Origin of the sequence: Citrobacter freundii ATCC 8090 = MTCC 1658 = NBRC 12681, from assembly GCF_011064845.1 — a bacterium.
Taxonomy (GTDB): Bacteria; Pseudomonadota; Gammaproteobacteria; order Enterobacterales; family Enterobacteriaceae; genus Citrobacter; species Citrobacter freundii.
Genome location: NZ_CP049015.1, coordinates 4,615,047 through 4,639,029 on the forward strand (window position 1 = coordinate 4,615,047; position 23,983 = coordinate 4,639,029).

Annotated in this window: 25 protein-coding genes and 1 pseudogene; 13 read left to right on the top strand and 13 right to left on the bottom strand. The window is 52.1% G+C overall.

Annotation, left to right across the window (positions count from 1 at the left end; all coding sequences use genetic code 11):
• The first annotated feature begins 74 nt into the window (after window positions 1-74).
• A complete protein-coding gene (xylE, locus tag G4551_RS22125) occupies window positions 75-1,550 on the top strand; it encodes a D-xylose transporter XylE (RefSeq protein WP_003841380.1) in 1,476 nt (491 codons plus the stop codon).
• Between the two features lie 45 nt (window positions 1,551-1,595).
• Here xylE and psiE read toward each other — a convergent pair whose 3' ends face one another.
• Window positions 1,596-2,006 (bottom strand): phosphate-starvation-inducible protein PsiE, encoded by a 411-nt coding sequence (gene psiE / locus G4551_RS22130; RefSeq protein ID WP_003031674.1) that lies wholly within the window; start codon window positions 2,004-2,006, stop codon window positions 1,596-1,598.
• A gap of 138 nt (window positions 2,007-2,144) precedes the next feature.
• On the opposite strand from psiE, the gene G4551_RS22135 reads away from it, so the two are divergent.
• Window positions 2,145-2,597, top strand: coding sequence for an acyltransferase (locus G4551_RS22135; RefSeq protein WP_003841382.1), 453 nt, complete (start codon window positions 2,145-2,147; stop codon window positions 2,595-2,597).
• A 97-nt stretch (window positions 2,598-2,694) separates the two neighbouring features.
• Here the strand turns inward: G4551_RS22135 and G4551_RS22140 are convergent, their stop codons facing one another.
• The 5 genes from G4551_RS22140 to pgi all read right to left on the bottom strand — a co-directional run bounded on the left by G4551_RS22140 (window position 2,695) and on the right by pgi (window position 8,594).
• A complete protein-coding gene (locus tag G4551_RS22140; RefSeq protein ID WP_003841383.1) occupies window positions 2,695-4,791 on the bottom strand; it encodes a YjbH domain-containing protein in 2,097 nt (698 codons plus the stop codon).
• Window positions 4,791-5,528, bottom strand: coding sequence for a capsule biosynthesis GfcC family protein (locus tag G4551_RS22145; protein ID WP_003841385.1), 738 nt, complete (start codon window positions 5,526-5,528; stop codon window positions 4,791-4,793). Before G4551_RS22145 ends, G4551_RS22140 begins: the two co-directional genes overlap by 1 nt.
• Entirely contained in the window at window positions 5,525-6,163 is a 639-nt protein-coding gene (locus tag G4551_RS22150) for a YjbF family lipoprotein (protein ID WP_003841387.1), read from the bottom strand. Before G4551_RS22150 ends, G4551_RS22145 begins: the two co-directional genes overlap by 4 nt.
• A 119-nt stretch (window positions 6,164-6,282) precedes the next feature.
• The gene (gene yjbE, locus G4551_RS22155; RefSeq protein ID WP_003826562.1) at window positions 6,283-6,525 is read right to left on the bottom strand and encodes an exopolysaccharide production protein YjbE; all 243 of its coding nucleotides are present in this window, start codon (window positions 6,523-6,525) and stop codon (window positions 6,283-6,285) included.
• Window positions 6,526-6,944: 419 nt separating this feature from the next.
• Complete coding sequence (pgi, locus tag G4551_RS22160) at window positions 6,945-8,594, bottom strand: glucose-6-phosphate isomerase (protein ID WP_003031668.1); 1,650 nt, start codon at window positions 8,592-8,594, stop codon at window positions 6,945-6,947.
• 314 nt (window positions 8,595-8,908) lie between these two features.
• Between pgi and lysC the strand changes: the two genes are divergently transcribed.
• Entirely contained in the window at window positions 8,909-10,258 is a 1,350-nt protein-coding gene (gene lysC, locus G4551_RS22165) for a lysine-sensitive aspartokinase 3 (RefSeq protein ID WP_003031667.1), read from the top strand.
• Between the two features lie 42 nt (window positions 10,259-10,300).
• Here the strand turns inward: lysC and G4551_RS22170 are convergent, their stop codons facing one another.
• Both G4551_RS22170 and G4551_RS22175 read right to left on the bottom strand, forming a co-directional pair.
• Complete coding sequence (locus G4551_RS22170) at window positions 10,301-11,086, bottom strand: nucleotidyltransferase domain-containing protein (RefSeq protein WP_003841391.1); 786 nt, start codon at window positions 11,084-11,086, stop codon at window positions 10,301-10,303.
• Between the two features lie 5 nt (window positions 11,087-11,091).
• Window positions 11,092-12,219, bottom strand: a complete 1,128-nt coding sequence (locus G4551_RS22175; protein WP_003841393.1) for a slipin family protein — start codon at window positions 12,217-12,219, stop codon at window positions 11,092-11,094.
• Between the two features lie 449 nt (window positions 12,220-12,668).
• On the opposite strand from G4551_RS22175, the gene rtcR reads away from it, so the two are divergent.
• On the top strand, window positions 12,669-14,255 hold the full coding sequence (gene rtcR / locus G4551_RS22180; protein WP_032941073.1) for an RNA repair transcriptional activator RtcR: 1,587 nt from the start codon (window positions 12,669-12,671) through the stop codon (window positions 14,253-14,255).
• A 20-nt stretch (window positions 14,256-14,275) separates the two neighbouring features.
• Here rtcR and G4551_RS22185 read toward each other — a convergent pair whose 3' ends face one another.
• Both G4551_RS22185 and G4551_RS22190 read right to left on the bottom strand, forming a co-directional pair.
• Window positions 14,276-14,614, bottom strand: coding sequence for a helix-turn-helix domain-containing protein (locus G4551_RS22185; protein WP_003841397.1), 339 nt, complete (start codon window positions 14,612-14,614; stop codon window positions 14,276-14,278).
• A 17-nt stretch (window positions 14,615-14,631) separates the two neighbouring features.
• Window positions 14,632-14,963 (bottom strand): annotated as a pseudogene (locus G4551_RS22190) (type II toxin-antitoxin system RelE/ParE family toxin).
• A 192-nt stretch (window positions 14,964-15,155) separates the two neighbouring features.
• Between G4551_RS22190 and G4551_RS22195 the strand changes: the two are divergent.
• Window positions 15,156-15,428: a YjbD family protein gene (locus tag G4551_RS22195; protein ID WP_003031655.1), complete on the top strand. Its 273-nt coding sequence runs from the start codon at window positions 15,156-15,158 to the stop codon at window positions 15,426-15,428.
• On the opposite strand, the gene rluF is transcribed toward G4551_RS22195, so the two are convergent.
• Window positions 15,425-16,300 (bottom strand): 23S rRNA pseudouridine(2604) synthase RluF, encoded by an 876-nt coding sequence (gene rluF / locus G4551_RS22200; protein ID WP_003841400.1) that lies wholly within the window; start codon window positions 16,298-16,300, stop codon window positions 15,425-15,427. The two genes, G4551_RS22195 and rluF, sit on opposite strands and share 4 nt — an antisense overlap.
• Window positions 16,301-16,769: 469 nt before the next feature.
• Here rluF and G4551_RS22205 point away from each other — a divergent pair, with 469 nt between their 5' ends.
• The 8 genes from G4551_RS22205 to G4551_RS22240 all read left to right on the top strand — a co-directional run bounded on the left by G4551_RS22205 (window position 16,770) and on the right by G4551_RS22240 (window position 23,316).
• Window positions 16,770-17,723 carry a sugar-binding transcriptional regulator gene (locus G4551_RS22205; RefSeq protein WP_003841401.1) on the top strand — a complete coding sequence of 318 codons (954 nt, stop codon included), beginning with the start codon at window positions 16,770-16,772 and terminating at the stop codon, window positions 17,721-17,723.
• 70 nt (window positions 17,724-17,793) lie between these two features.
• A complete protein-coding gene (locus tag G4551_RS22210; RefSeq protein WP_003031649.1) occupies window positions 17,794-18,600 on the top strand; it encodes an SDR family oxidoreductase in 807 nt (268 codons plus the stop codon).
• A gap of 9 nt (window positions 18,601-18,609) precedes the next feature.
• Window positions 18,610-19,017, top strand: coding sequence for a mannose/fructose/sorbose PTS transporter subunit IIA (locus tag G4551_RS22215; protein WP_003031647.1), 408 nt, complete (start codon window positions 18,610-18,612; stop codon window positions 19,015-19,017).
• Window positions 19,017-19,511, top strand: a complete 495-nt coding sequence (locus G4551_RS22220; RefSeq protein ID WP_003031646.1) for a PTS system mannose/fructose/N-acetylgalactosamine-transporter subunit IIB — start codon at window positions 19,017-19,019, stop codon at window positions 19,509-19,511. Before G4551_RS22215 ends, G4551_RS22220 begins: the two co-directional genes overlap by 1 nt.
• Window positions 19,512-19,576: 65 nt before the next feature.
• A complete protein-coding gene (locus G4551_RS22225; protein WP_003841402.1) occupies window positions 19,577-20,374 on the top strand; it encodes a PTS mannose/fructose/sorbose transporter subunit IIC in 798 nt (265 codons plus the stop codon).
• 11 nt (window positions 20,375-20,385) lie between these two features.
• Window positions 20,386-21,210 carry a PTS system mannose/fructose/sorbose family transporter subunit IID gene (locus G4551_RS22230; protein ID WP_003841403.1) on the top strand — a complete coding sequence of 275 codons (825 nt, stop codon included), beginning with the start codon at window positions 20,386-20,388 and terminating at the stop codon, window positions 21,208-21,210.
• A gap of 68 nt (window positions 21,211-21,278) precedes the next feature.
• A complete protein-coding gene (sorE, locus tag G4551_RS22235) occupies window positions 21,279-22,502 on the top strand; it encodes an L-sorbose 1-phosphate reductase (protein WP_003841404.1) in 1,224 nt (407 codons plus the stop codon).
• 1 nt (window position 22,503) lies between these two features.
• On the top strand, window positions 22,504-23,316 hold the full coding sequence (locus tag G4551_RS22240) for a shikimate 5-dehydrogenase (protein ID WP_003841407.1): 813 nt from the start codon (window positions 22,504-22,506) through the stop codon (window positions 23,314-23,316).
• Window positions 23,317-23,349: 33 nt separating this feature from the next.
• Here G4551_RS22240 and G4551_RS22245 read toward each other — a convergent pair whose 3' ends face one another.
• Both G4551_RS22245 and G4551_RS22250 read right to left on the bottom strand, forming a co-directional pair.
• Window positions 23,350-23,667, bottom strand: coding sequence for a CcdB family protein (locus tag G4551_RS22245; protein ID WP_003841409.1), 318 nt, complete (start codon window positions 23,665-23,667; stop codon window positions 23,350-23,352).
• Window positions 23,667-23,960, bottom strand: a complete 294-nt coding sequence (locus G4551_RS22250) for a type II toxin-antitoxin system CcdA family antitoxin (RefSeq protein ID WP_032941075.1) — start codon at window positions 23,958-23,960, stop codon at window positions 23,667-23,669. The genes G4551_RS22245 and G4551_RS22250 overlap by 1 nt, the downstream gene beginning before the upstream one ends.
• Between the last annotated feature and the right edge of the window lie 23 nt (window positions 23,961-23,983).

Sequence of the window (23,983 nt, forward strand, 5' to 3'; positions counted from 1 at the left end):
ATTGTCTTCCCTGCCTGTTAAATTCAACATCACGGCACTGATCAAAAGAGCTGTATCCTCTAAGGCAGGTCTGAATGAACACTCAATATAATTCCAGTTATATTTTTTCGATTACATTAGTGGCAACATTAGGAGGGCTATTATTCGGCTACGACACTGCAGTCATATCCGGAACGGTAGAGTCCTTAAATACCGTATTTGTCGCCCCACAACACTTAAGTGAATCCGCCGCCAACTCGCTGTTGGGCTTTTGCGTCGCCAGTGCGTTGATTGGCTGCATCATCGGCGGTGCGCTGGGCGGCTATTGCAGTAACCGGTTTGGCCGCCGGGACTCGCTGAAAATCGCGGCGCTGCTGTTCTTTATTTCTGGTATTGGTTCCGCCTGGCCGGAACTAGGCTTTACAACTATTAATCCAGATAACGCCGTACCCGTTTATTTAGCCGGATACGTTCCCGAATTTGTTATTTATCGTATCATTGGGGGTATTGGGGTAGGTTTAGCTTCAATGCTCTCACCAATGTATATTGCTGAACTGGCACCCGCACACATTCGTGGGAAACTGGTGTCATTTAACCAATTCGCCATTATTTTTGGTCAACTGTTAGTGTATTGCGTTAACTATTTTATCGCCCGTTCGGGTGATGCGAACTGGCTGAATACCGATGGCTGGCGCTATATGTTTGCGTCCGAAAGTATTCCCGCTCTGCTGTTTTTACTGCTGCTGTACACCGTACCAGAAAGCCCGCGCTGGCTGATGGCGCGTGGCAGACACGAACAAGCGGAAGGTATTCTGCGCAAAATTATGGGCAGCACCCTCGCCACCCAGGCCATGCAGGAGATCAATCAGTCTCTGGAACATGGTCGTAAAACCGGTGGTCGCCTACTGATGTTTGGCGCAGGCGTTATCGTCATCGGCGTAATGCTGTCTATCTTCCAGCAATTCGTCGGTATTAACGTCGTGCTCTACTACGCCCCGGAGGTGTTTAAAACGCTGGGAGCCAGCACCGACGTGGCCTTGTTACAGACCATTATAGTTGGCGTGATCAACCTGAGCTTCACCGTGCTGGCTATCATGACGGTGGATAAATTTGGTCGCAAACCACTGCAGATTATTGGCGCTCTGGGCATGGCCATCGGTATGTTCAGTCTCGGTACCGCGTTTTATACCCAGGCTTCCGGGCTGGTTGCTCTGCTGTCGATGCTGTTTTACGTCGCCGCATTCGCCATGTCCTGGGGACCAGTTTGTTGGGTGCTGCTGGCCGAAATCTTCCCGAACGCGATTCGTGGCAAAGCGCTCGCCATTGCCGTTGCAGCTCAATGGCTGGCGAACTACTTCGTCTCCTGGACCTTCCCGATGATGGACAAAAATTCGTGGCTGGTTTCCCATTTCCACAACGGTTTCTCCTACTGGATTTACGGTTGCATGGGCATTCTGGCCGCGCTGTTTATGTGGAAGTTTGTGCCGGAAACCAAAGGCAAAACGCTGGAAGAACTTGAACAACTGTGGGAACCCGCCGCAGAGAAAACCCAGCCTGCCTCTGCGCAGTAATCCTGCCCTGCAACACGCCGCAGCCCGATTGCGGCGTGTTGTCTTTTACTCTCGCTTCAGCCGTTTGGAATTACACAGCCACAGGGTGATCACCAGCAGCAGGATCGCTGCAGAATAGATCAGCACATCCATCGGCGCTTTATGATCGACAATGATCAACCGCACAATCGCGGTGATCCCGATATAGACAAAGTAGCGCAACGGAAAGTGAAACCCTGACTGAAAGTACTTCACAATCAACGCGATAAATTCAAAATAGAGGAAGTAAACCACCAGCCCTTCCACCAGCTCATACTTGCTGGTTTGTTCCGGGGCGAACAGCACGTCCGCCAGATGCAGCGTTTCTTTCCCGAGGAATACAACCAGGATCAGGCCCAGACTCAGCAGTCCCAGATTCAACACGGTCTGTAAAATAGTGGAGATAAACTCCACGCGCGGACGAGATAGCGACGTCATAGCAGCACCTCTTACTCAGTGGCGAGGTTCCTGTATAACGCAAAAATGTGACAGAGATCTACATTTTTTGTTTATATTTTGTGCAAGAAAGGTCAACGGAGAATGATGAATGCCACGATACATTTCACAGGATGAATTATGCAGCTAAGACAATCCGCTGTCCGCAACGTTACCTGCGGTGAGAACGTGGTGATTTATGAACCCGCCAATCTCTACGATTGCATATTGGGAGACAACGTTTTTGTCGGACCATTTGTTGAAATCCAGGGCAGCACGCAGATTGGCGCAGACAGCAAAATTCAGTCGCACACCTTCATCTGCGAATATGTCACCATCGGTTCCCGCTGTTTTATCGGGCATGGCGTGATGTTCGCCAACGATATGTTCCGCGACGGTAAACCCAACGCCGACCGCAACAGTTGGGGAAGAATTACGATTGGCGACGATGTTTCGATCGGCAGCGGGGCGACCATTCTGGCGGTCACTGTCTGCGATGGCGCGGTCATCGGCGCAGGAAGCGTAGTGACCAAATCGATCACCGAGAAAGGCGTGTACGCGGGAAACCCGGCAAAATTATTGCGTCGCCTGTAACTTCCCTGATGACGGCGTAAATACCTTATCCGGCCTGCAATACAGGCACTTTGTAGGCCGGATAAGCGTAGCGCCATCCGGCTGGCAAACGGCTCGATTACCGAAAATTCACGCTGCGATCGCTGGTCATATCGTACAGACCAAACTTACGCCCAAGCTGCTGACCGCCATCACGTGTTAACGGCGTCCAGCCAATCGCCGCACGGCTGCGGGTCGGACCAGACGAGAACAGATCCAGCGGCACGGAAACGTACACCCCTTTAGTAAAATCACCCTCGCCATACTCATCCGGCGAGGCGTTAGTGATAGTCGCATAACCACCCACCACGACACCGCTGTCGAAGCGTTTGGCGATCTCCAACGTTCCGCCCTTATCCCCGGCCAGATACTGACCCACGCTGGCTTTCACCAGCACATCCTGGGCGAAAGAAGGATTCCAGTACGCGGTCAAATGCCCGGTCTTCACGCTGTAGTCGGTGAATTTCATCATGTCCTGCGCGCTACGCCAGTCACGCTGTTTCACGTAGTTGGCATCAACACCAAACGCCCAGTTGCTGTCTAGCGGGCGATACAGCACTTCTGCCCCCGCCCCGCCGTACATGGTCTCCAGATAGCCGCCGTAAACCTGTCCGTAAAAGCCGTTGCCGAGTGACTGGAAGTAGTTGGCCTGCAGGTTATTCACGTAAACATCGTTTTGCACGTAGTCACGTACATGGGTACGCACACGCGGCAAATGCGAATCCTGCGGCGGGTTGGTGTAGTTAAACTTGTCATAGTTATTGGCGAGGTTGGCGAACAAACTCCCGGTGGTCAGCAGATGATCGGTCACCCACCAATCCGCCGTCCCCATCACGCCCAACTGATACATATAGAAATTTTCCGGGCCACCCACCGACTGGTTTAGCACCGGATCGATATGGAAATCGAAGCGCGACTTATCGATATACCAGCCCTGCTCGGTCGTTTTCGGCACCACGGGCTCCACGCGTTTTTGCGCCAGTTGAGTCTCATGGCCCAACGGCTCGCCTTCCAGATGGCGCTTGAGGCTGGAAACCTCTGTTTCGGTCGTCACCTGCGGCAAGTTAAGGCGATTTTCCGTAATACGGATCGTGCGGATCCCGTCAGGAAGATCGTTCATCACGATCCGGTTGGCACGCTCGATCCCCTCGCGCGAATCACGGTATTTCACCTGTTCGCCTGTTACATACAGCGTATCGCCCTGCACCTGGATTTTAGGATCAGCCAGCCCGGCATTGTATTTCAGCAGCGTTAGCTGATTCGCCACCACCGAATGTTGCAGGATGGCATCCTGCGGCTGCGGCTGATATTTCGGGCGGGCGTTGTCGTTATAGTTTGGTCGCAAGTCGTTGAAGTTAGTCCGCAGCGTGACCCCAAACATAAAGGTGTTGCCGCGCTCATAGCTGAGGTTAACGTCGGCCCAATCGGTGACGCGATAAATAGCGCCGACGTTAAACTTGCTCTTCTGATCCAGCTTGCCCGCAAAATCCTGCTGGTAATTATTACCCTCATACTCCAGTTTCAGACGCAGCGGCTGCCAGGGTGTCTGATATTCCACGCCGCCAAACAGCGACGCCGGGCCGTGGAACATCTGGCTGCCGTCAATGGAACCCGCCTGCTTGTAACTGTTATCGCGATGACAGAATTTATCGCTGTATGAGCAAAACGGATTGCTGACGTTGCCGCTGGTCCCGAGGTATCCCCAGCCAAGACCGAGTGAGAAATCAAACGGTCCCCAGGCTTTGTTCGCCACAATATACTCCGCATCGAACAGGCCCGTTCCGCCAATATCTCGCGCGCCAACTGCCACCTGCGGCATCCAGTAGCTCTCTTCCCACAGACGTAGTTTGAGATCAAAAGCTTTATCCTTGTAAGTCTGATCGCCAGAAAACGACTCCACGCTACTGTATTGTTTGGTACGCACATCGGTATAGCGCAGCGTGGTTTCCAGCCACGGGAAGAGCTGCACCGACGCAGAGTAATAGCGGTACTGATCGTTATCGCGGTAGTTAAGGCTCATTTCGCCCTCACGCGCCATGCGTGCGGTTGGGGTTTGCAGCAGCCCCACGCCGCCAAAATCGGACTGGGAAGGACCAATCGGCGCAGGATACGTTTCACCGTGACAGGCCGCACTGATACCCAGCGCCAACAGGCTGAGCAGATAAGTTTTTCTCATTATTCGGGTATCCGCTGGGTCAGGGTGCGAAGAATGTCGGCATTGATTTCATCCGGGGTGCTGCTCCAGACAGAGTCCGACAACCCGACAAAAATGATGCTGCCGGGCATCGGCTCAATGTGACGTTTGTTCCAGTAGGCGATCGGTACTTTTTGTGTGCGTCCGTTGGGATAGACAACCCAGGCGTAGCTACGATCCGCACCGCTGAGCCGATGCTGCCCATCGAGATAGCTGGCAACATCACGTCCGGGTATAAAAGGCTGTTTACCCGGGTGGCTTAGCAGGCCAAACAGCGTGATATACGTGAGCTGCGGTCCGACCCACAGTGTGTAATTGCCCTGCAACGGCGGGTTGCCTGGCTCACTGGTACGTACTACATCCGGGTCGAGATTAATCGTCTGTCTACCGGTCACCTTCAGCGCCTGAATTTGCTGGCGTAATGCGTTGATAGCGCCAGCATCATCACCGCTTGCTTCAGCGCTCAACGCCGCCAGACGAGCCAGTAATGCCTGCTGCTGACGTTGTGCCTCAGTTGTTGCCCGCTCTTCGCTGATAACCGCACCTGGCCACCAGCTATTGCTCAACCGCGGCTGTCCAACCAGGTCGAGCAGATGTTCAGCCCCGGTCAGCGTTTTTGCTTCTGTGCTACCTGTCGTAATCACTTTTACGCTGCCCGCAGCAAAAACAGATGCCGCGCACAGGCTGAATGTCAGCGCAGTAATCATTTGTTTCATCATGGTTTTGCCGCCTTAATCAGCGTGGTTTTCACCGGGAAGAAACCTGCGCCAAGATACTGTTCCGACTGGCGAATCATGCCGTCACTGTCTACCCAGTAGCGGTTATGCCAGAGCGTTTGATCGGTGGTGATCTCTTCATCAAGGATCCGTACCGGCGTGTTATCGCTGCCGACTTTGATGGTGTCGGCGCCATCCCATGTGAAAACCGAGCGCGCGGTGGCATAGCGTACCTGCTGATGTTCAGTCCAGCCCATCGTGCGGGTCCACGTTGCGCCGTCGACTATCTGATTTGGCTTGATGAGCGGGTCTGTCGCCAGATTATTCACCTCGATTAGGTTGTCCCCGCCAAGGTGCGTTTTCACAATGCGCCCATGCTGCGTGACGAGAATAGCCCGATCCTGAGTCACCCATTTCTGCTGTCCGTTTTCTGCAAACGCGAGTACCACAAACAGTTGGGGACCGCCGTTGAGCTGCATGTACTGGCTGGCGTAAGGCATGTTTTGAATTTCATCGTCCGTCATCTGTACGCCGGGAGTACCAAACACGCTATCCCACAGCGAATGACCCAGCCCTTCGGTAGTGGCTGAGCACGCCTGCAGTAGCAGGCAAACCATTATGATCGCTGGTCGCTTCACGACGTTTCTCCGCATTATTGCCGGGTGGCGCGACGCTTACCCGGCCTACAAATCCCACAGACTTTTGGCAATTCCAAAATAACCACACCGAAGTGTGGTTAGAATTAAACGTACCTTTATTACTGGGTACTGGTGGTTGTGGTAGTTGTGGTTCCGGTATTAGAACCATCGCCGCCGCCGGTCGCCGCCAGGGCAACCCCCACCGCAGAACTTACGGTGCTCACGCTGGTTGCGGAGGAACTTCCTGCCGAAACCGACGCAGCAGCCGACCCTGCAGCCTCACCCACCTGAACGGGGGCGGCATAGACAGAGGTCGCCGCAAGCGCAGATATAGCCCAAAGGCCATACAGAACTTTTTTCATCACAAATTCCCTTCATTGTATGAATGGAGATTTACCCAAAAGAATTTCGGGCGAGATCGAGTATACACAAGCGAAGTTTGTAAATTAGGTCGAGAGAGAATTTAGGACAATTAGATAACGAGAGAAAATATGATTAACAACAAATAATAAAAACAAATTAATTCAAAGAGTTAAAATACCATAATAAAAACACAATACCCGGTAAATCTGAAAATATCAGAAACAGGATAACGTTGAATAAATTATTTTAGGATTAAGCTCAATTAAAGAGTGAAGTAAAAACGTAGATATCCTGGAGTAATCTTATAAAAAAGCCGATATTAATATCGGCTTTTTTATTTCATTAATGCCGGATGGCGGCGAAACGCATTATCCGGCCTACAGGATATGTGCCTGTAGGCCGGATAAGCGCAGCGCCATCAGGCGCGCCAGGCTTTGTAACGGTTAATCAACCCATTAGTAGAAACATCATGGGAAGAAACAGTTTTATCATCGTTCAGCTCTGGCAGAATGCGGTTCGCCAGCTGTTTGCCCAGCTCAACGCCCCACTGGTCAAAGGTGAAGATGTTCAGGATCGCGCCCTGAGTGAAGATTTTGTGTTCGTACAGCGCAATCAGCGCACCCAGGCTGAACGGCGTGATTTCGCGCAGCAGGATGGAGTTCGTTGGACGGTTACCTTCGAACACTTTGAACGGCACAACGTGCTCAAGCGTAGCCGGATCTTTACCCTGGTCGCGATATTCCTGCTCAACCACTTCACGAGATTTACCAAAAGCCAGCGCTTCGGTTTGCGCGAAGAAGTTAGACAGCAGTTTCGGATGGTGATCCGACAGCGGGTTGTGGGTGATTGCCGGCGCGATGAAATCGCACGGCACCATTTTGGTGCCCTGGTGGATCAGCTGGTAGAACGCATGCTGGCCGTTAGTACCCGGCTCACCCCAGATGATTGGGCCAGTCTGGTAATCCACCGCATTGCCGTTACGGTCAACGTATTTACCGTTGGATTCCATGTTGCCCTGCTGGAAGTAGGCCGCGAAACGGTGCATATACTGGTCATACGGCAGAATCGCTTCGGTTTCGGCACCGAAGAAGTTGTTGTACCAGATACCGATCAGCGCCAGCAGCACCGGCAGGTTTTTCTCAGCCGGGGTGGTGGAGAAGTGTTTGTCCATCGCATGCGCGCCGGAGAGCAGCTCAACAAAATTGTCGAAGCCTACGGACAGGATGATGGACAGGCCGATTGCAGACCACAGGGAGTAACGACCGCCAACCCAGTCCCAGAACTCGAACATATTGGCTGTATCAATACCAAACTCGCCAACCGCTTTACCGTTAGTGGAAAGCGCTGCGAAGTGTTTGGCTACGTGCTTGTTGTCGCCAGCGGTCGCCAGGAACCAGTCGCGCGCGCTGTGGGCGTTGGTCATGGTTTCCTGGGTGGTGAAGGTTTTGGAAGCGACCAGGAACAGCGTGGTTTCCGGGTTCACTTTTTTCAGCACTTCGGCGATGTGCGTACCATCGACGTTCGACACAAAGTGCATGTTCAGGTGATTTTTATACGGACGCAGCGCTTCGGTCACCATGAACGGGCCAAGGTCAGAACCGCCGATACCGATGTTTACTACATCAGTGATGGCTTTGCCGGTATAGCCTTTCCAGCTTCCGGAGATGATCGCTTCAGAGAAAGATTTCATCTTCTCCAGTACCGCATTCACTTCCGGCATCACATCTTTGCCGTCAACGATGATCGGCGTATTGCTACGGTTACGCAGCGCCACGTGCAGCACGGCACGGTCTTCAGTACGGTTGATTTTCTCACCGGAGAACATGGACTTGATGGCACCCGCCAAATCGGTTTCTTTCGCCAGATCCTGCAGTTTAGCCAGCGTCTCTTCAGTGATGCGGTTTTTGGAAAAATCCACCAGCATCAGATCGTCAAACGTCGCGGAAAACTTAGTGAAACGATCGCTATCTTTCGCGAAAAGATCCGCGATAGTAACGTCTTTCATTTCTTCAAAGTGTTTTTGTAGTGCCTGCCAGGCTGAGGTCTGCGTTGGATTGATGTTTTTCATTAGCAATACTCTTCTGATTTTGAGAATTGTGACTGAGATCGATTGTAACGCCAGTCACAGAAAAGTGTGATTGTTTTAATGCCATTGCCAGGGCATCCGCCAAACGTGGCTAAAAAGTATAGCGGTTATCAGCGTTGTTATTAGTACCGTTACTCAACGCAGTTGCAGCATGAAAAATCCGCATAATCCCAGCGTTGACAGTGCAAGCTACACATTTTATTTATAAATACGGTATTTGCATTTGCGCCTGCACCGGTTTTCGTTCTGCCTTATGTGCCATGGTCGCTCTATTCATTCCCTGACACGAGGTAGTTATGACTGATGTAGTTGTCTCCAAGTTTGGTGGTACCAGCGTGGCGGATTTTGATGCCATGAATCGCAGCGCTGATGTAGTGCTTTCTGATGCTAACGTCCGTGTGGTGGTACTTTCCGCTTCTGCGGGAATCACCAACCTGCTGGTCGCACTGGCTGAAGGGCTGGAGCCAACCGCGCGCTTCGAAAAACTCGATGCCATTCGTCAAATTCAGTTCAATATTCTGGAACGCCTGCGTTATCCAAACGTGATCCGTGAAGAGATCGAACGTCTGCTGGAAAACATCACCACACTGGCAGAAGCGGCGTCACTGGCGACCTCAACCGCGCTGACCGACGAACTGGTCAGCCACGGTGAACTGATGTCTACCCTGCTGTTCGTCGAGATCCTGCGTGAACGCAACGTGCAAGCGCAGTGGTTTGACGTGCGTAAAGTGATGCGCACCAACGATCGTTTTGGACGTGCAGAACCCGACGTCACGGCGCTGGCTGAACTGGCAACGCTCCAGTTGGCCCCGCGTCTGAGCGAAGGTCTGGTGATTACTCAGGGCTTTATCGGCAGTGAAGGCAAGGGCCGCACCACCACGCTGGGACGTGGCGGCAGCGATTATACCGCCGCCTTACTGGCAGAAGCCCTACACGCAACGCGCGTTGATATCTGGACCGATGTTCCCGGCATCTACACTACCGATCCACGCGTAGTTCCGGCTGCGCAGCGTATTGATGAAATCGCCTTTGAAGAGGCCGCGGAAATGGCGACCTTTGGCGCGAAAGTTCTGCATCCGGCAACCCTGTTGCCAGCCGTACGTAGCGATATTCCGGTGTTTGTGGGCTCCAGTAAGGATCCAAAAGCAGGCGGTACGCTGGTATGTAATAAAACCGCGAATCCACCGCTGTTCCGGGCGCTGGCATTACGCCGTAAGCAGACGCTGCTGACACTGCATAGCCTGAATATGCTGCACTCTCGCGGCTTTTTAGCGGAAGTTTTCGGCATCCTGGCGCGCCACAATATCTCGGTCGATTTAATTACCACATCCGAAGTCAGCGTCGCGCTGACGCTGGATACCACCGGTTCAACGTCCACCGGCGATACACTGTTAACACAGTCTCTGCTGATGGAACTGTCTGCCCTGTGTCGGGTTGAAGTGGAAGAAGGCCTGGCGCTGGTGGCGTTGATTGGCAATGACCTGTCCAAAGCCTGTGGCGTGGGTAAAGAGGTGTTCGGCGTACTGGAGCCGTTCAACATTCGAATGATTTGCTACGGCGCGTCCAGCCATAACCTGTGCTTCCTGGTACCCGGTACTGAAGCGGAGCAGGTTGTACAGAAGCTACACCATAACTTGTTTGAATAAATAGACGTCAGCGCCCGATGGTTCTTAGGCCATCGGGCATTTTCACCGCATCACCGTTTCATATAACAATCTGTCCAGCTCCCTGACATCGCCTTCCCGGCAATCCGGTAACGCCGGTGGAATCTCTCCTCTTTCCAGCTCGGCGCGGATAAACGCATGCAACAGTGGACGGCGCGGGCCGTATTCCGCTTCACCCGCACACTGCTTGCGCTCCAACAGCTCATCAATTTCATGACGCAATGGCGCATCCAGTTCACTCCCCGCCAGCAGGTCGGCAAAACGCATCGGCGGCACGCCTTTTCCCGCCTCCACCCAACGTACCGCCAGCAGCGGCCGAATGACGTAGAAGTACTTCTTCAATCGCACGTCGTCACCTTGCAGATAGCCACGGAAGTTTTTCCGCGCCATCGAGTAGTAGTGCCAGCGGGCACGTAGCGGAGAAAACCATTTGGGCACCAACGCTTTCAGCGCCGAAACGGTCACTTCATCCTGCTGATAGACAACTGGCGAATCCAGCCACTCGATAAGCGTCGGGTTTGCGCCTTTGAGTAACCCCAGCGCCTTGCGCCATTCCCAGCCGCACACGTCCAGCTCATCATCTATCGGCAGCTCGATAACATCGCGAGGCGCTTCGACCCGCAGATACCATTCAGGGGGATGAACATAGAGAAATCGCACGTCGTAATCGCTGTCCGGCGAGGCAAATCCCCAGCCACGGCTGCCGGATTCACAGGCATACAGCACCCTGACGCCATAGCGCTGCTCAACCTCTTTTAGCTGGCGCAATACCCGTTCGCGCATTGCGCCGTCCACTGTGTTGTCGCTCATTATTCTTATCCTTTTATGTTCACAAGACCGTGCAGCACCTGATCCAGGCCCCCGAACACCGAGATTTTATCGATGCGCTCAGCAACTCTTTCGAGGGTTTCCAGTTCTTTTAAGCGCAGCGCTACCGGGTTGTTTTCCATCACTTTTGCCGTATTTAACAGCGATCGCGTGGCGGCAGTCTCTTCGCGACGTCGGATCACGTTGGCCTGGGCGGATTTTTCCGCTTCAACCAGTTGCGATAAAATAGCCTTCATATCGCCGGGCAGGACAATATCCTTCACCCCCAGTGAAGCCACCTCAATACCAAACGGCGTCATACGGGCTTTCACCTGCGCGCTCACCACTTCATCGATCACCTGCTTATCTTCCAGCAATTCGTCCAGCGTGCGCGTTCCCACCGCTTCACGCAGCGCAAACTGCAATTCACGGTAAAGGTGATCCAGCGGTTTAGTCAGTTGACCAAATGCCAGCAACACATCGCTATAACGCCAGTTCGCCGCCAGGTTTAAACGCAGGTTGACCTTATCTTTGGTCAGTATCTCCTGGCCGCCAACCTCCAGCACCTGCAAACGGGTATCCACCACTTCCGCTTCAATCAGATGGTTTACCTTCCAGTATGCTGTTAACCCCGGCAGCAACAGCGCCTGAGTTTCACCATCAATTTTCAGTACACCGACGTGCCACGCCGGGACCTGCACCGTTAAGATAGCTTCGCGACCTTTCACCGCACCGCTGCGACGTGGCTGTAATACTGCGTTCATCACGTCAACAGGAACCAAAACCTGACGTGTATCCATCCGTACCAGCTTCAGCGCTTCATCGGCCTGCCAGTACAGACGGCGCGTTGCCGGTGGCAAAATTTCCTGCAAGACGCCGTTCACATACAGCGCACCTGCTTCAGTATCGGTTAAATCAGCCACCACACAGTACTGCTCCACCCATGTAGGCTGGAAGCGACGTAAATACTCCGCGAGCGCTTCCGGAATTTCGCTGCCATCGGTATTGATTACCAGAACGTCCGGAGTGTTAAACCATGGCAAACGGTGTTCACCTGCATCCAGTACCTGATAGTAATCACCCTGTCGGGATAACAGGCCAAGCTGGCCTTTACGAATAGTGATTTTTTTCATCATTTTTTTATTCCTTATTGTGAGTCAGGTGCGGGTGCAGGGGCGAAGCGACAGGGGAATTCCTTTTTGCCTGTCACACGGCATCATTACCGGCAGCCTGTTCTGGAGCGTGCTAACTGCGCATCACTCCGCTTTATTTCTATGATTAACAACCAGTTTTCATTCGGGGATGAAATTGGGAATCGAACCCACTGTGTGTCATCGGCTGACGGAACACTCCCGGAAAACAGCCTGTGCCGTTCCTGACGTGCCGGCGGGGTTTAACCCCCTGCGCTTTCAGCGTGATTGACGAAAGTGTTATTGCCAGAAGCGTGCCAGGAATTAAAACAGGCATATTTAATTTTTAATTAATTGATTTTTATAATTTTAATTATTGATGCCAATAATGGCGGTTGTCTTGACGGGTTAATTTTTTTATCTTTTATTCTCTTATTTATCTTTTTGGATAAACCATGAAAAAACGGCGGGTAGTGATTGGCGTACTGGGAACGGTGCTCGATAAGCGCGGCAAGCGGGCCAATCGGTTTAAGAAGTGGCGACCCACGGTTGGGCTATGCCAACAACCCGATTTCCCTGTCGACAGGCTGGAACTCCTCCACCAGCCACGCGATGAGAGCATGGCGCAAAGGTTGATTGAAGACGTCGCGCTGCTTTCGCCGCACACCCAGGTTCGCCCGCATGCCGTCACCATTAACGATCCGTGGGACTTTGAAGAGGTCTACGCCGCGTTTCTCGACTTTGCCACGCATTATGAATTTGATACGGAAAACGAAGAGTATCTGGTGCACATCACCACCGGCACTCACGTGGCACAAATCTGCTGGTTTTTGCTGACGGAAGCCCGCTACCTGCCCGCCAGCCTGCTGCAAACCGGCCCCGCGCCACGCGGTTCATCAGATGAGGCCGTCGCCGCTGGCGTCTGCTCGGTTATCGATCTCGATTTAAGCCGCTACGCCACGCTCACCAGCCGTTTTCAGCGCGAACAGCAGCAGTCAGTCTCTTTTCTGAAAGCCGGGATTGATACGCACAACGCCACCTTCAATAAACTGATCGATCGCATTGAGCGGGTCGCTCTGCGTTCGACCGACCCGATCCTGCTCACCGGCCCTACCGGCGCGGGCAAATCCTTCCTCGCGAAACGCATTTTCCAGCTACGCCAGTCGCGGCATCTGGTAGCGGGAAAACTGGTGGCGGTTAACTGCGCGACCCTGCGCGGCGACAATGCGATGTCCACGCTGTTCGGTCACGTGAAGGGGGCGTTTACCGGTGCGCTCACGGCGCGTAGCGGATTACTGCGAGAGGCCGATGGCGGCGTGCTGTTTCTCGATGAGATAGCCGAATTAGGGTTGGACGAGCAGGCCATGCTACTCAAAGCAATTGAAGAAAAAACCTTTTTCCCGTTTGGGTCAGACAAAGAAGTACGCAGCGATTTTCAGCTGATTGCCGGCACCCATCGCGACATGCGGCAATGGGTCGCTGAAGGCCGTTTTCGCGAGGATCTCTACGCGCGTATCAACATGTGGTGCTTCGCCCTGCCCGGTCTGGCGCAGCGGCGGGAAGATATCGCGCCGAACGTCGAGTATGAGCTGCAACGTTTCTCCAACAGCAAACAGACGCAAATCCGTTTCGATAAAGAAGCCCGCGCTTCCTATCTGGCATTTGCCTGCTCCCCACAGGCGCAATGGCGCGGCAACTTTCGCGAACTCAGTTCATCCATCGCGCGCATGGCGACGCTTGCCGAACAAGGTCGCATCACCTTATCCCTTGTCGAAGAAGAGATTGCGCTGCTAAAGGAGAGTTGGCAGATAGCAACTCCGCAGCCTGAACTGAATATGGACATTGACCTGTTCGATCGCCGCCAGTTAGAAACGGTACTGGAAGTGTGCCGCCGCTGCGCGTCGCTGTCGGAAGCCGGACGCGAACTGTTTGCCGTCTCACGGCAGAAAAAAGCCAATCCTAACGATGCAGACCGCCTGCGCAAATATCTCGCTCGTTTCGGGCTAAGCTGGGAAAGCGCTCACAGCGATCAGATACAATGAAACAATATCTAGATCTAATATTACCCAATCTGAACTGTTACTGGTTTTCCTAACTTCACCAGCATCATGACCAGCGCATCAAGAGTAAATTTGTTGGTTTTCTGATTAACAACATCTGAAACACGGGGCCGGGAAATATTCAGTTTCACAGCAGCTTCCGCTTGTTTCAGATGGTTTTCATGAATCCATCCGGAAATTTCTTGCATCAACTGCTGCTTCAGGAGAATGAGTTGTTCTACCTCACATTCAGCATCATGCTTTAGGCTCTTCGCTTCCGCTTCTGCAAATCCCAGTTCGGCAAAAATATTGACATCCGGAGAGGTTACATGGCGAACCTTATTATCAACGGTATTGTTCATTTCTGATTCCTGTCTTCTTACAAAGCCGTTCGATATCTAACTTTAGCAATGTGGTTATCGTGCTCAGAAGTACGTTTTGTCTTTTTATTGAAGCAATGCAATACATAGACCGCGTTAGCATAGCGAGCAATGTAGATGATTCGGTATGCGCCAGATTCATACCTGAGCCTTACCTCCTCAACACCGCGACCTATCTCTGGCATCGACTTCCAGTCAGCAGCTTCTAATCCCGCCTGTAAACGATGTGAAAACCAGCGGTTTTACGTATATCTTCAGAAAAGCTTCGTAAATCATCAAATGAACTGCCAATCCAGACAATGGGCTTTAAGGCTCGCCTTATTGAAAGCATAACACATCCTTGTATAAAATTTTATACAAACAATAAAATGTTGTAACCCACACGTTTTCCTGTCATTACGCTAAATCAGAATAGAAATTCCGTCACTTCAACAAGCTATATTTTGCGAGGCTCTTTCAGGATTAGTTTTATTCTGCACGAATTACCGTACACTGAGGATATCGGCTAACAGAGGGCACCCGTATGGCACTCCCCCGCATTACCCAAAAAGAGATGACCGAGCGCGAACAGCGTGAACTGAAAACGCTGCTCGACCGCGCGCGCATTGCGCATGGCCGGCTGCTGACCAACGCAGAGACCAACAGCATCAAGAAAGAGTACATCGATAAACTGATGGCCTTGCGCGAAGCGGAAGCGAAAAAAGCCCGCCAGTTAAAGAAAAAGCAGGCTTATAAACCGGATTCAGAGGCGTCATTCTCCTGGTCGGCGAATACGCCAACGCGCGGCAGACGTTAACGTCCTTTCTTCTTACGCCCCGGTGAGATAAAACGCTTGCCGTTTGCCGCCGGGCGCGATTTCTCTTTCTCCGCAGATTTTTCGATTTTCACTACCGGGCGCTTAATGCCTGCGGTTTTTGGCTTCGCTTTCGCCTTCGGTTTGGCCTCTGAGGACGAGTTCTCAATCAACTTGAACAGATCGATCAGTTCGTCATCCGTCAGGTCGCGCCATTCACCAAGCGGCAGGCCGGACAAGCCAACGTTCATGATACGCGTACGCTCAAGTTTGGTAACTTCATAGCCAAAGTGTTCGCACATACGACGGATCTGACGGTTCAGCCCCTGAATCAGCGTGATGCGAAACACAAACGGCGCTTCTTTCTTCACCTTACATTTCTTGGTGACGGTACCGAGGATTGGCACACCAGCCCCCATACCACGGATAAAGTCATCAGTGACCGGCTTATCTACCGTCACCAGATACTCTTTTTCGTGATCGTTACCGGCACGCAGGATTTTATTCACCAGGTCGCCGTGGTTGGTCAGAAAGATTAGCCCCTGGGAATCTTTATCCAGACGGCCAATGGGGAACACGCGCTTGCTGTGATTCACGAAATCAACAATGTTGTCGCGTTCGCTGTCTTCGGTGGTGCTGACAATTCCTACCGGCTTGTTCAGCGCGATAAAAACCAGATCTTCCGCTTCACGCGGCTCAATCAACCGACCATTCACTTTTACGACGTCGCCAGGCATCACCTGATCGCCGATGGTGGCGCGTTTACCATTCAGGAAGACATTCCCTTGTTCGATAAAGCGATCCGCCTCGCGACGCGAGCAGATTCCGCTTTCACTGATGTATTTATTTAATCGGATGGATGAGTCGGGCAGCATAATTTCTCCTGTATACACTTCATCCTTCAAGCCGTCTCTGCGTTGGCTGCCCTCACTTACCCTGGTCACATAGTTATCTATGCTCCCAGGAATTCGTTCCCTTGCCGCCTTGATACAACTTGAATGCTTTTGTGTATTAAAAGCGAAATATACCCTACCTTGCGGACGATAAAAAATAATCGTGTTCGACTGCCCACGCGCTATTTGTGATCCGTCACACCTTTTGACACAAAAGTGTCAGCGATCCATCCCTGCAATTTTGTTGGGTGAAAACAAGCAGAATCAATACATTAGAGAGACAAGCACATATGTGCCGACAGCACGCCATCACCACATCAAATGTGCAACACAATCGGTCATTACAGGGCACTGAAATAAGTGAAAATAGCTTTGAGATGGAGAACAGTTGGGGTTATATCAGATCAAGAAGACAATTTCGTGATTTGCACAAATGTGCAGGGGTCCAAAAATGGCGACGGAAAACAGCGATGATATCCGCCTAATCGTAAAGATAGCGCAGCTGTATTACGAACAGGATATGACACAAGCGCAAATCGCCCGCGAGCTGGGGATTTACCGCACCACGATCAGCCGGTTGCTAAAACGTGGACGCGAGCAGGGTATCGTCACCATCGCCATTAATTACGACTACAACGAAAATCTGTGGCTGGAACAGCAGCTAAAACAGAAATTTGGCCTGAAAGAAGCGGTGGTGGTCTCCTGCGACAGTGAACAGGAAGACGAACAACTCACCATGATGGGTGTGCACGGTGCACAGTTGCTGGAACGCTTACTGGAACCAGGGGACATTATCGGGTTCTCATGGGGCCGCGCGGTGCGGGGACTGGTGGAAGGGTTATCCCCTGCCAGCCAGTCGCGCCAGCTGATCTGCGTGCCGATTATCGGCGGACCGTCCGGCAAGCTTGAAAGCCGCTACCACGTCAATACGTTGACCTACGGCGCTGCGGCAAAGCTTAAAGGGGAATCACTCCTGGCAGATTTCCCGGCACTGCTGGAAAACCCGCTGATCCGTAACGGGATCATGCAGTCACGACATTTTAAATCGATTTCCGCTTATTGGGATAATCTGGACATCGCGCTGGTTGGGATTGGATCTCCGGCAATACGTGATGGCGCCAACTGGCACGCTTTTTACGGCAGTGAAGAGAGTGATGACCTGCATGCTCGCCGGGTCGCCGGAGACATTTGCTCGCGCTTTTACGATATCAACGGTGCAACCGTAGAAACCAATATGAGTGAAAAGACGCTCTCCATCGAAACCAATAAATTAAAACAGACGCGTTATTCCATTGGCATTGCAATGGGTGAAGAAAAATACAGTGGGATATTAGGCGCATTACGTGGGAATTATATTAATTGTTTAGTCACCAACAGCCATACCGCTGAATTATTGTTGAAGTAAATAAATTCTAATTGGTCCTGCCATAATTAATTTTATGTGGGATCCCCTTATCTGAAATCGGGAGTTAATTATGCAAACGTGGTTAAACTTGCAGGGCAAAGTCATTATTGTTACCGGTGGTGCATCCGGTATTGGGCTAGCGATTGTTGAAGAGTTATTAGCGCAGGGCGCTAATGTGCAAATGGCGGATATTCACGGTGGTGACGGTAAATATGAAGGCCATAATGGATATCATTTCTGGCCGACAGATATTTCCAGCGCCAAAGAAGTTAATCATACCGTTACCGAAATTATCCACCGCTATGGGCGTATCGATGGTTTGGTGAATAACGCAGGCGTTAATTTTCCGCGGCTACTGGTCGATGAAAAAGCCCCCGCCGGGCAATATGAACTCAACGAAGCCGCTTTTGAAAAAATGGTGAATATCAACCAGAAAGGTGTGTTCTTAATGTCGCAAGCAGCGGCACGCCAAATGGTAAAACAGCGTAACGGCGTGATTGTGAATGTCTCTTCAGAAAGCGGGCTGGAAGGTTCAGAGGGCCAAAGTTGCTATGCCGCCACCAAAGCAGCATTGAATAGCTTTACCCGTTCCTGGTCGAAAGAGTTGGGCAAACACGGCATTCGTGTGGTGGGCATTGCACCCGGCATTCTGGAAAAAACCGGACTGCGTACCCCCGAATATGAAGAAGCGCTGGCCTGGACTCGCAACATCACCGTCGAACAGCTGCGCGAGGGCTACACCAAGAACGCGATCCCAATTGGGCGCTCAGGGCGCTTAAGCGAAGTCGCTGATTTTGTTTGTTATCTTTTGTCTGAGCGCGCCAGTTACATAACCGGAGTAACCACTAACATTGCTGGCGGAAAAACGCGAGGCTAAGGAGGTTTTATGGTCAATGCAATCTTCTGTGCTCACGGCAAACTGGCCTGCGCCATGCTGGAATCGGTACAGATGGTCTACGGTGATGCCAACGTTGAAGCCGTGGCATTTGTCCCCGGAGAGAACGCCAGCGACATCGTGGAAAAGCTGAAAAAGTTAGTAAGTATTCACACTGGCGATGAATGGCTGATTGCCGTCGATTTGCAGTGTGGCAGTCCCTGGAATGCTGCCGCGACGCTGGCGATGCACAATCCGGCGATACGGGTCATTAGCGGGTTATCACTGCCGTTGGCGCTGGAGCTGGTAGACAACCAAAGCAGTATGAATGTGGATGAACTGTGCGAACACCTGACGACCATTGCTCAACAAACCTGTGTCGTCTGGAAACATCTGGAAACGGCCGAAGAGGATTTCTGATGAACATTACCCTTGCTCGTATTGATGATCGCCTGATCCACGGTCAGGTCACCACCGTCTGGTCGAAGGTGGCGAATGCCCAACGGATTATTATCTGTAATGACGACGTTTATAACGATGAAGTACGTCGTACATTATTACGTCAGGCCGCCCCGCCGGGAATGAAAGTGAACGTTGTTAATATCGAAAAGGCGGTCGCAGTTTACCATAATCCGCAATACCAGAACGAAACCGTTTTTTATCTATTTACCCGCCCGCAGGATGCATTAGCAATGGTAAAACAAGGGGTAAAAATCACCACATTAAATATTGGCGGCATGGCCTGGCGACCAGGTAAAAAACAATTAACCAAAGCCGTTTCTTTAGATAACGACGATATTCATGCGTTTCGTGAGTTAGATAAACTGGGTGTCACGCTGGATTTACGCGTCGTCGCATCCGATCCATCTATTAATATTCTCGAAAAAATAGAAGAACAATCGTTCGCTGAATAAATAAAAATGCCTGTGTACTTATGCTTTAACAGGCAGGGATGATCACATTCACAAGGTGACATATTATGGAAATAAGTACCCTACAAATTATCGCCATATTCCTATTTTCCTGTATTGCCGGAATGGGTAGCGTGCTGGATGAGTTCCAGACCCACCGTCCGCTAATTGCTTGTACCGTTATCGGCCTGATCCTCGGTGATTTAAAAACCGGGATTATGCTCGGCGGCACGCTGGAGTTAATCGCTCTTGGCTGGATGAACGTCGGCGCAGCCCAGTCTCCCGATTCGGCGCTCGCCAGTATTATCTCCGCCATTCTGGTTATCGTCGGTCAGCAAAGCATTGCTACCGGTATCGCCATCGCCCTGCCGGTGGCGGCGGCAGGCCAGGTACTGACGGTATTCGCCCGTACTATCACCGTGGTGTTCCAGCACGCGGCGGATAAAGCCGCCGAAGACGCCCGCTTTCGTACCATCGACATGCTGCACGTTTCCGCTCTCGGTGTACAGGCGCTGCGCGTTGCCATTCCTGCATTAATCGTCTCGCTGTTTGTCAGCGCCGATATGGTCAGCAATATGCTCAACGCCATTCCGGAATTCGTCACCCGCGGATTGCAGATTGCCGGTGGCTTTATCGTGGTGGTCGGCTACGCCATGGTGCTGCGCATGATGGGGGTGAAATACCTGATGCCCTTCTTCTTCCTCGGGTTTATCGCTGGGGGTTATCTCGATTTGAGCCTGCTGGCTTTCGGTGGGGTTGGCGTGATTATCGCGCTGGTCTACATCCAGTTGAACCCACAGTGGCGTAAAGCCGAACCGCAGGCGCAACCCGCCTCTTCTCAAGCTATCGATCAGCTTGATGACTAATGGAGCCAGCCATGGAACAGAAAAAACTGACCAAATCCGACCTGTTTAGCATGTTCGTTCGCTCCAACCTGCAACAGGCGTCATTCAACTTTGAACGCATTCATGGGCTGGGCTTTTGCTACGACATGATCTCTGCCATCAAGCGCCTGTATCCGCTGAAAGAAGACCAGGTTGCAGCACTCAAACGGCACCTGGTGTTCTTCAATACCACACCTGCCGTTTGCGGCCCGGTGATTGGCGTGACAGCCGCGATGGAAGAAGCTCGCGCCAACGGTGCGGAAATTGACGACGGTGCCATCAACGGTATCAAAGTTGGGCTGATGGGTCCGCTGGCCGGCGTCGGCGATCCGCTGGTATGGGGAACGCTGCGCCCGATTACCGCCGCGCTCGGCGCATCGCTGGCGCTGTCCGGCAACATTCTCGGCCCACTATTGTTCTTCTTTATTTTCAATGCAGTACGTCTGGCAATGAAGTGGTACGGCTTACAGCTTGGCTTTCGTAAAGGGGTCAACATCGTCAGCGACATGGGCGGCAACCTGCTACAGAAACTGACCGAAGGCGCATCGATTCTCGGCCTGTTTGTGATGGGAGTATTGGTCACCAAATGGACCAGCATCAACGTGCCGCTGGTGGTATCGCAAACGCCTGGCGCAGACGGCACCACCGTCACCATGACCGTGCAGAACATTCTCGACCAACTCTGCCCCGGCCTGCTGGCGTTGGGTCTGACGCTGCTGATGGTGCGTCTGCTCAACAAGAAAATTAATCCGGTATGGCTAATATTCGCCCTGTTTGCGCTGGGAATTATCGGTAACGCACTGGGCTTCCTGTCCTGATTTTTTCGCTCCGGCAATGCCGGGGCAACTTCAACAAATAGTCCTCGAAAGAGGAAGAGGTGGTAACAATGCAAACAACAACAGCTTTACGTCTTTATGGTAAACGCGATCTGCGCCTGGAAACTTTCGACCTTCCTGAAATGCGGGATGACGAAATTCTGGCCTCAGTCGTAACCGACAGCCTGTGCCTTTCTTCCTGGAAAGAGGCTAACCAGGGCGAGAACCACAAAAAGGTGCCGGACGATGTGGCCACCAACCCGATCATCATCGGTCATGAGTTTTGCGGCGACATTATTGCCGTAGGCAAAAAATGGCAGCATAAGTTTCAGCCCGGCCAGCGCTATGTCATTCAGGCTAACCTGCAACTGCCGGATCGCCCGGACTGTCCCGGCTACTCCTTCCCGTGGGTGGGCGGTGAAGCCACGCACGTCATCATTCCTGATGAAGTCATGGAGCAGGACTGCCTGTTGGCCTACGAAGGTGAAACCTATTTTGAAGGTTCGCTGGTTGAGCCGCTATCCTGCGTGATTGGCGCATTCAACGCCAACTATCACCTGCAGGAAGGCTCTTATAACCATAAGATGGGCATTCGTCCGCAGGGACATACACTGATACTCGGCGGCACCGGTCCGATGGGACTACTGGCGATCGACTATGCACTGCATGGCCCGGTTAACCCGGCGCTGCTGGTGGTAACCGATACCAATAACGACAAGTTGAGCTACGCCCGCAAGCACTATCCATCAGAACCACAAACGTTGATCCATTATCTCCACGCCCAGGATGCGAGTTATGACACCTTGATGGCGCTGAGCGGCGGGCACGGGTTTGATGACATCTTTGTGTTTGTGCCCAACGAACAGCTGGTTACGCTGGCCTCTTCCCTGCTGGCTGCCGATGGTTGCATGAACTTCTTTGCTGGTCCGCAGGATAAGCAGTTTAGCGCGCCGATTAACTTCTACGACGTACACTACGCCTTCACCCATTATGTTGGGACGTCTGGCGGCAATACCGACGACATGCGCGCGGCGGTTAAACTTATCGAAGAGAAGAAAGTTCAGGCGGCAAAAGTGGTGACGCACATTCTGGGGCTGAATGCGGCAGGTGAAACCACGCTGGAACTGCCAACAGTCGGCGGCGGGAAAAAACTGGTTTACACCGGCAAAGCCTTACCATTAACCGCGCTCACCCAGATTGATGATCCAGCCTTGCGCGATATCCTGGAGCGTCATCAGGGGGTCTGGTCGCAGGAAGCCGAACAGTACATATTGTCTCACGCCGAGGAAATTTAACATGATTAACCGCGACACCCAGTTGTGCATGTCGCTTGCCGGTCGCCCCGGCAACTTTGGCACTCGCTTTCACAACTATCTGTATGAAAAATTAGGGTTAAATTTTATCTACAAAGCCTTTACCACGCAGGATATTGAGGCCGCAGTGAAAGGCGTTCGCGCGCTGGGTATCCGCGGTTGCGCGGTATCAATGCCGTTTAAAGAGAGCTGCATGCCGTTTCTGGATGCCATCGATCCTTCCGCAAGCGTCATTGATTCCGTCAACACCATCGTCAATGACAACGGTACGCTGACAGGATTTAACACCGACTATATTGCGGTAAAAAGTCTGATTGCCAGCCACCAGCTCGATAGCAGTGCACGCGTGATGATTCGCGGCAGCGGCGGCATGGGCAAAGCCGTCATCGCCGCGTTTCGCGATGCCGGTTTTCGCAATGTGATTATTGCCGCACGTAATCGCGAGAGCGGCCCGACGCTGGCAAAACAGTACGGTTTCCAGTGGCAGCCGCAGCCGGATGGAATTGCCTGCGATATTCTGGTCAACGTGACGCCCGTCGGCATGGCGGGTGGTAAAGAAAGCCATGAGCTGGCCTACAGCGAAGCGATGGTCGCTGCCGCCAGCGTAGTGTTTGACGTCGTCGCCCTGCCGCCAGAAACACCGGTGATTAAGCTGGCACAGCAGTTGGGTAAAAAGACCATCAGCGGTGCAGAGGTGATTGCCTTACAGGCTGTAGAGCAATTCGCCATGTACACCGGCATGCGCCCGGATGACGCGCTGATTGCCGAAGCCGCAGAATTTGCGCGGGCGGGGTAACGAAGCAGGAACAGAGCGCCAGGGATGGGCGCTCTAATAGCCATTAATCAGAAAATCAATCGCATCTCGAAGTTCTGCCCTGTTTGCGGTCAGATCTCCCACAAAGTTACCCACATTCTTCACAGGTATGCCTGTCATCATGTACGTCATCACCACATAGGCTTGCCCACCAATGCTAACAACCGGGCAAATTTTAGCTGGAGGTACTTCGTTGGGAAACTGGCTTAGCGCTATAACGGGTGCGACCAGTACATGCTGCAAAACAGCGGCCACCGGATGCTGTAAGCTAATTAAAAACGGATAAACGCTTTTTCCACTGCCTGTATTCTCATAAGCGCAATACTGCTCCATCAGAATGTCCTTTGAAAATCACTGAACGAACCGTTTTCTTCCACCCATTGATTTAATGCTTCTATCGATTTTTTATTATCCCGCAACCATTCTTCGCGTTTGTTCTCGCGAAATTTTTCGATCAGGGCTTCGGTTAAAACCGCTGACAGATTGATTTTAAGCTTGCGCGCCTCTTCCAGTATCTCTGGAGCCAGAGAGACATTGACTGATTTTTTTACCTTAGACACAGTGCGCATGATAACCCCCATAGTAGTGCGCATGACATGCCTAAGATTAGCGTAATAAGCGAGCATTTCCTATTCCCCGACCAGCAAAT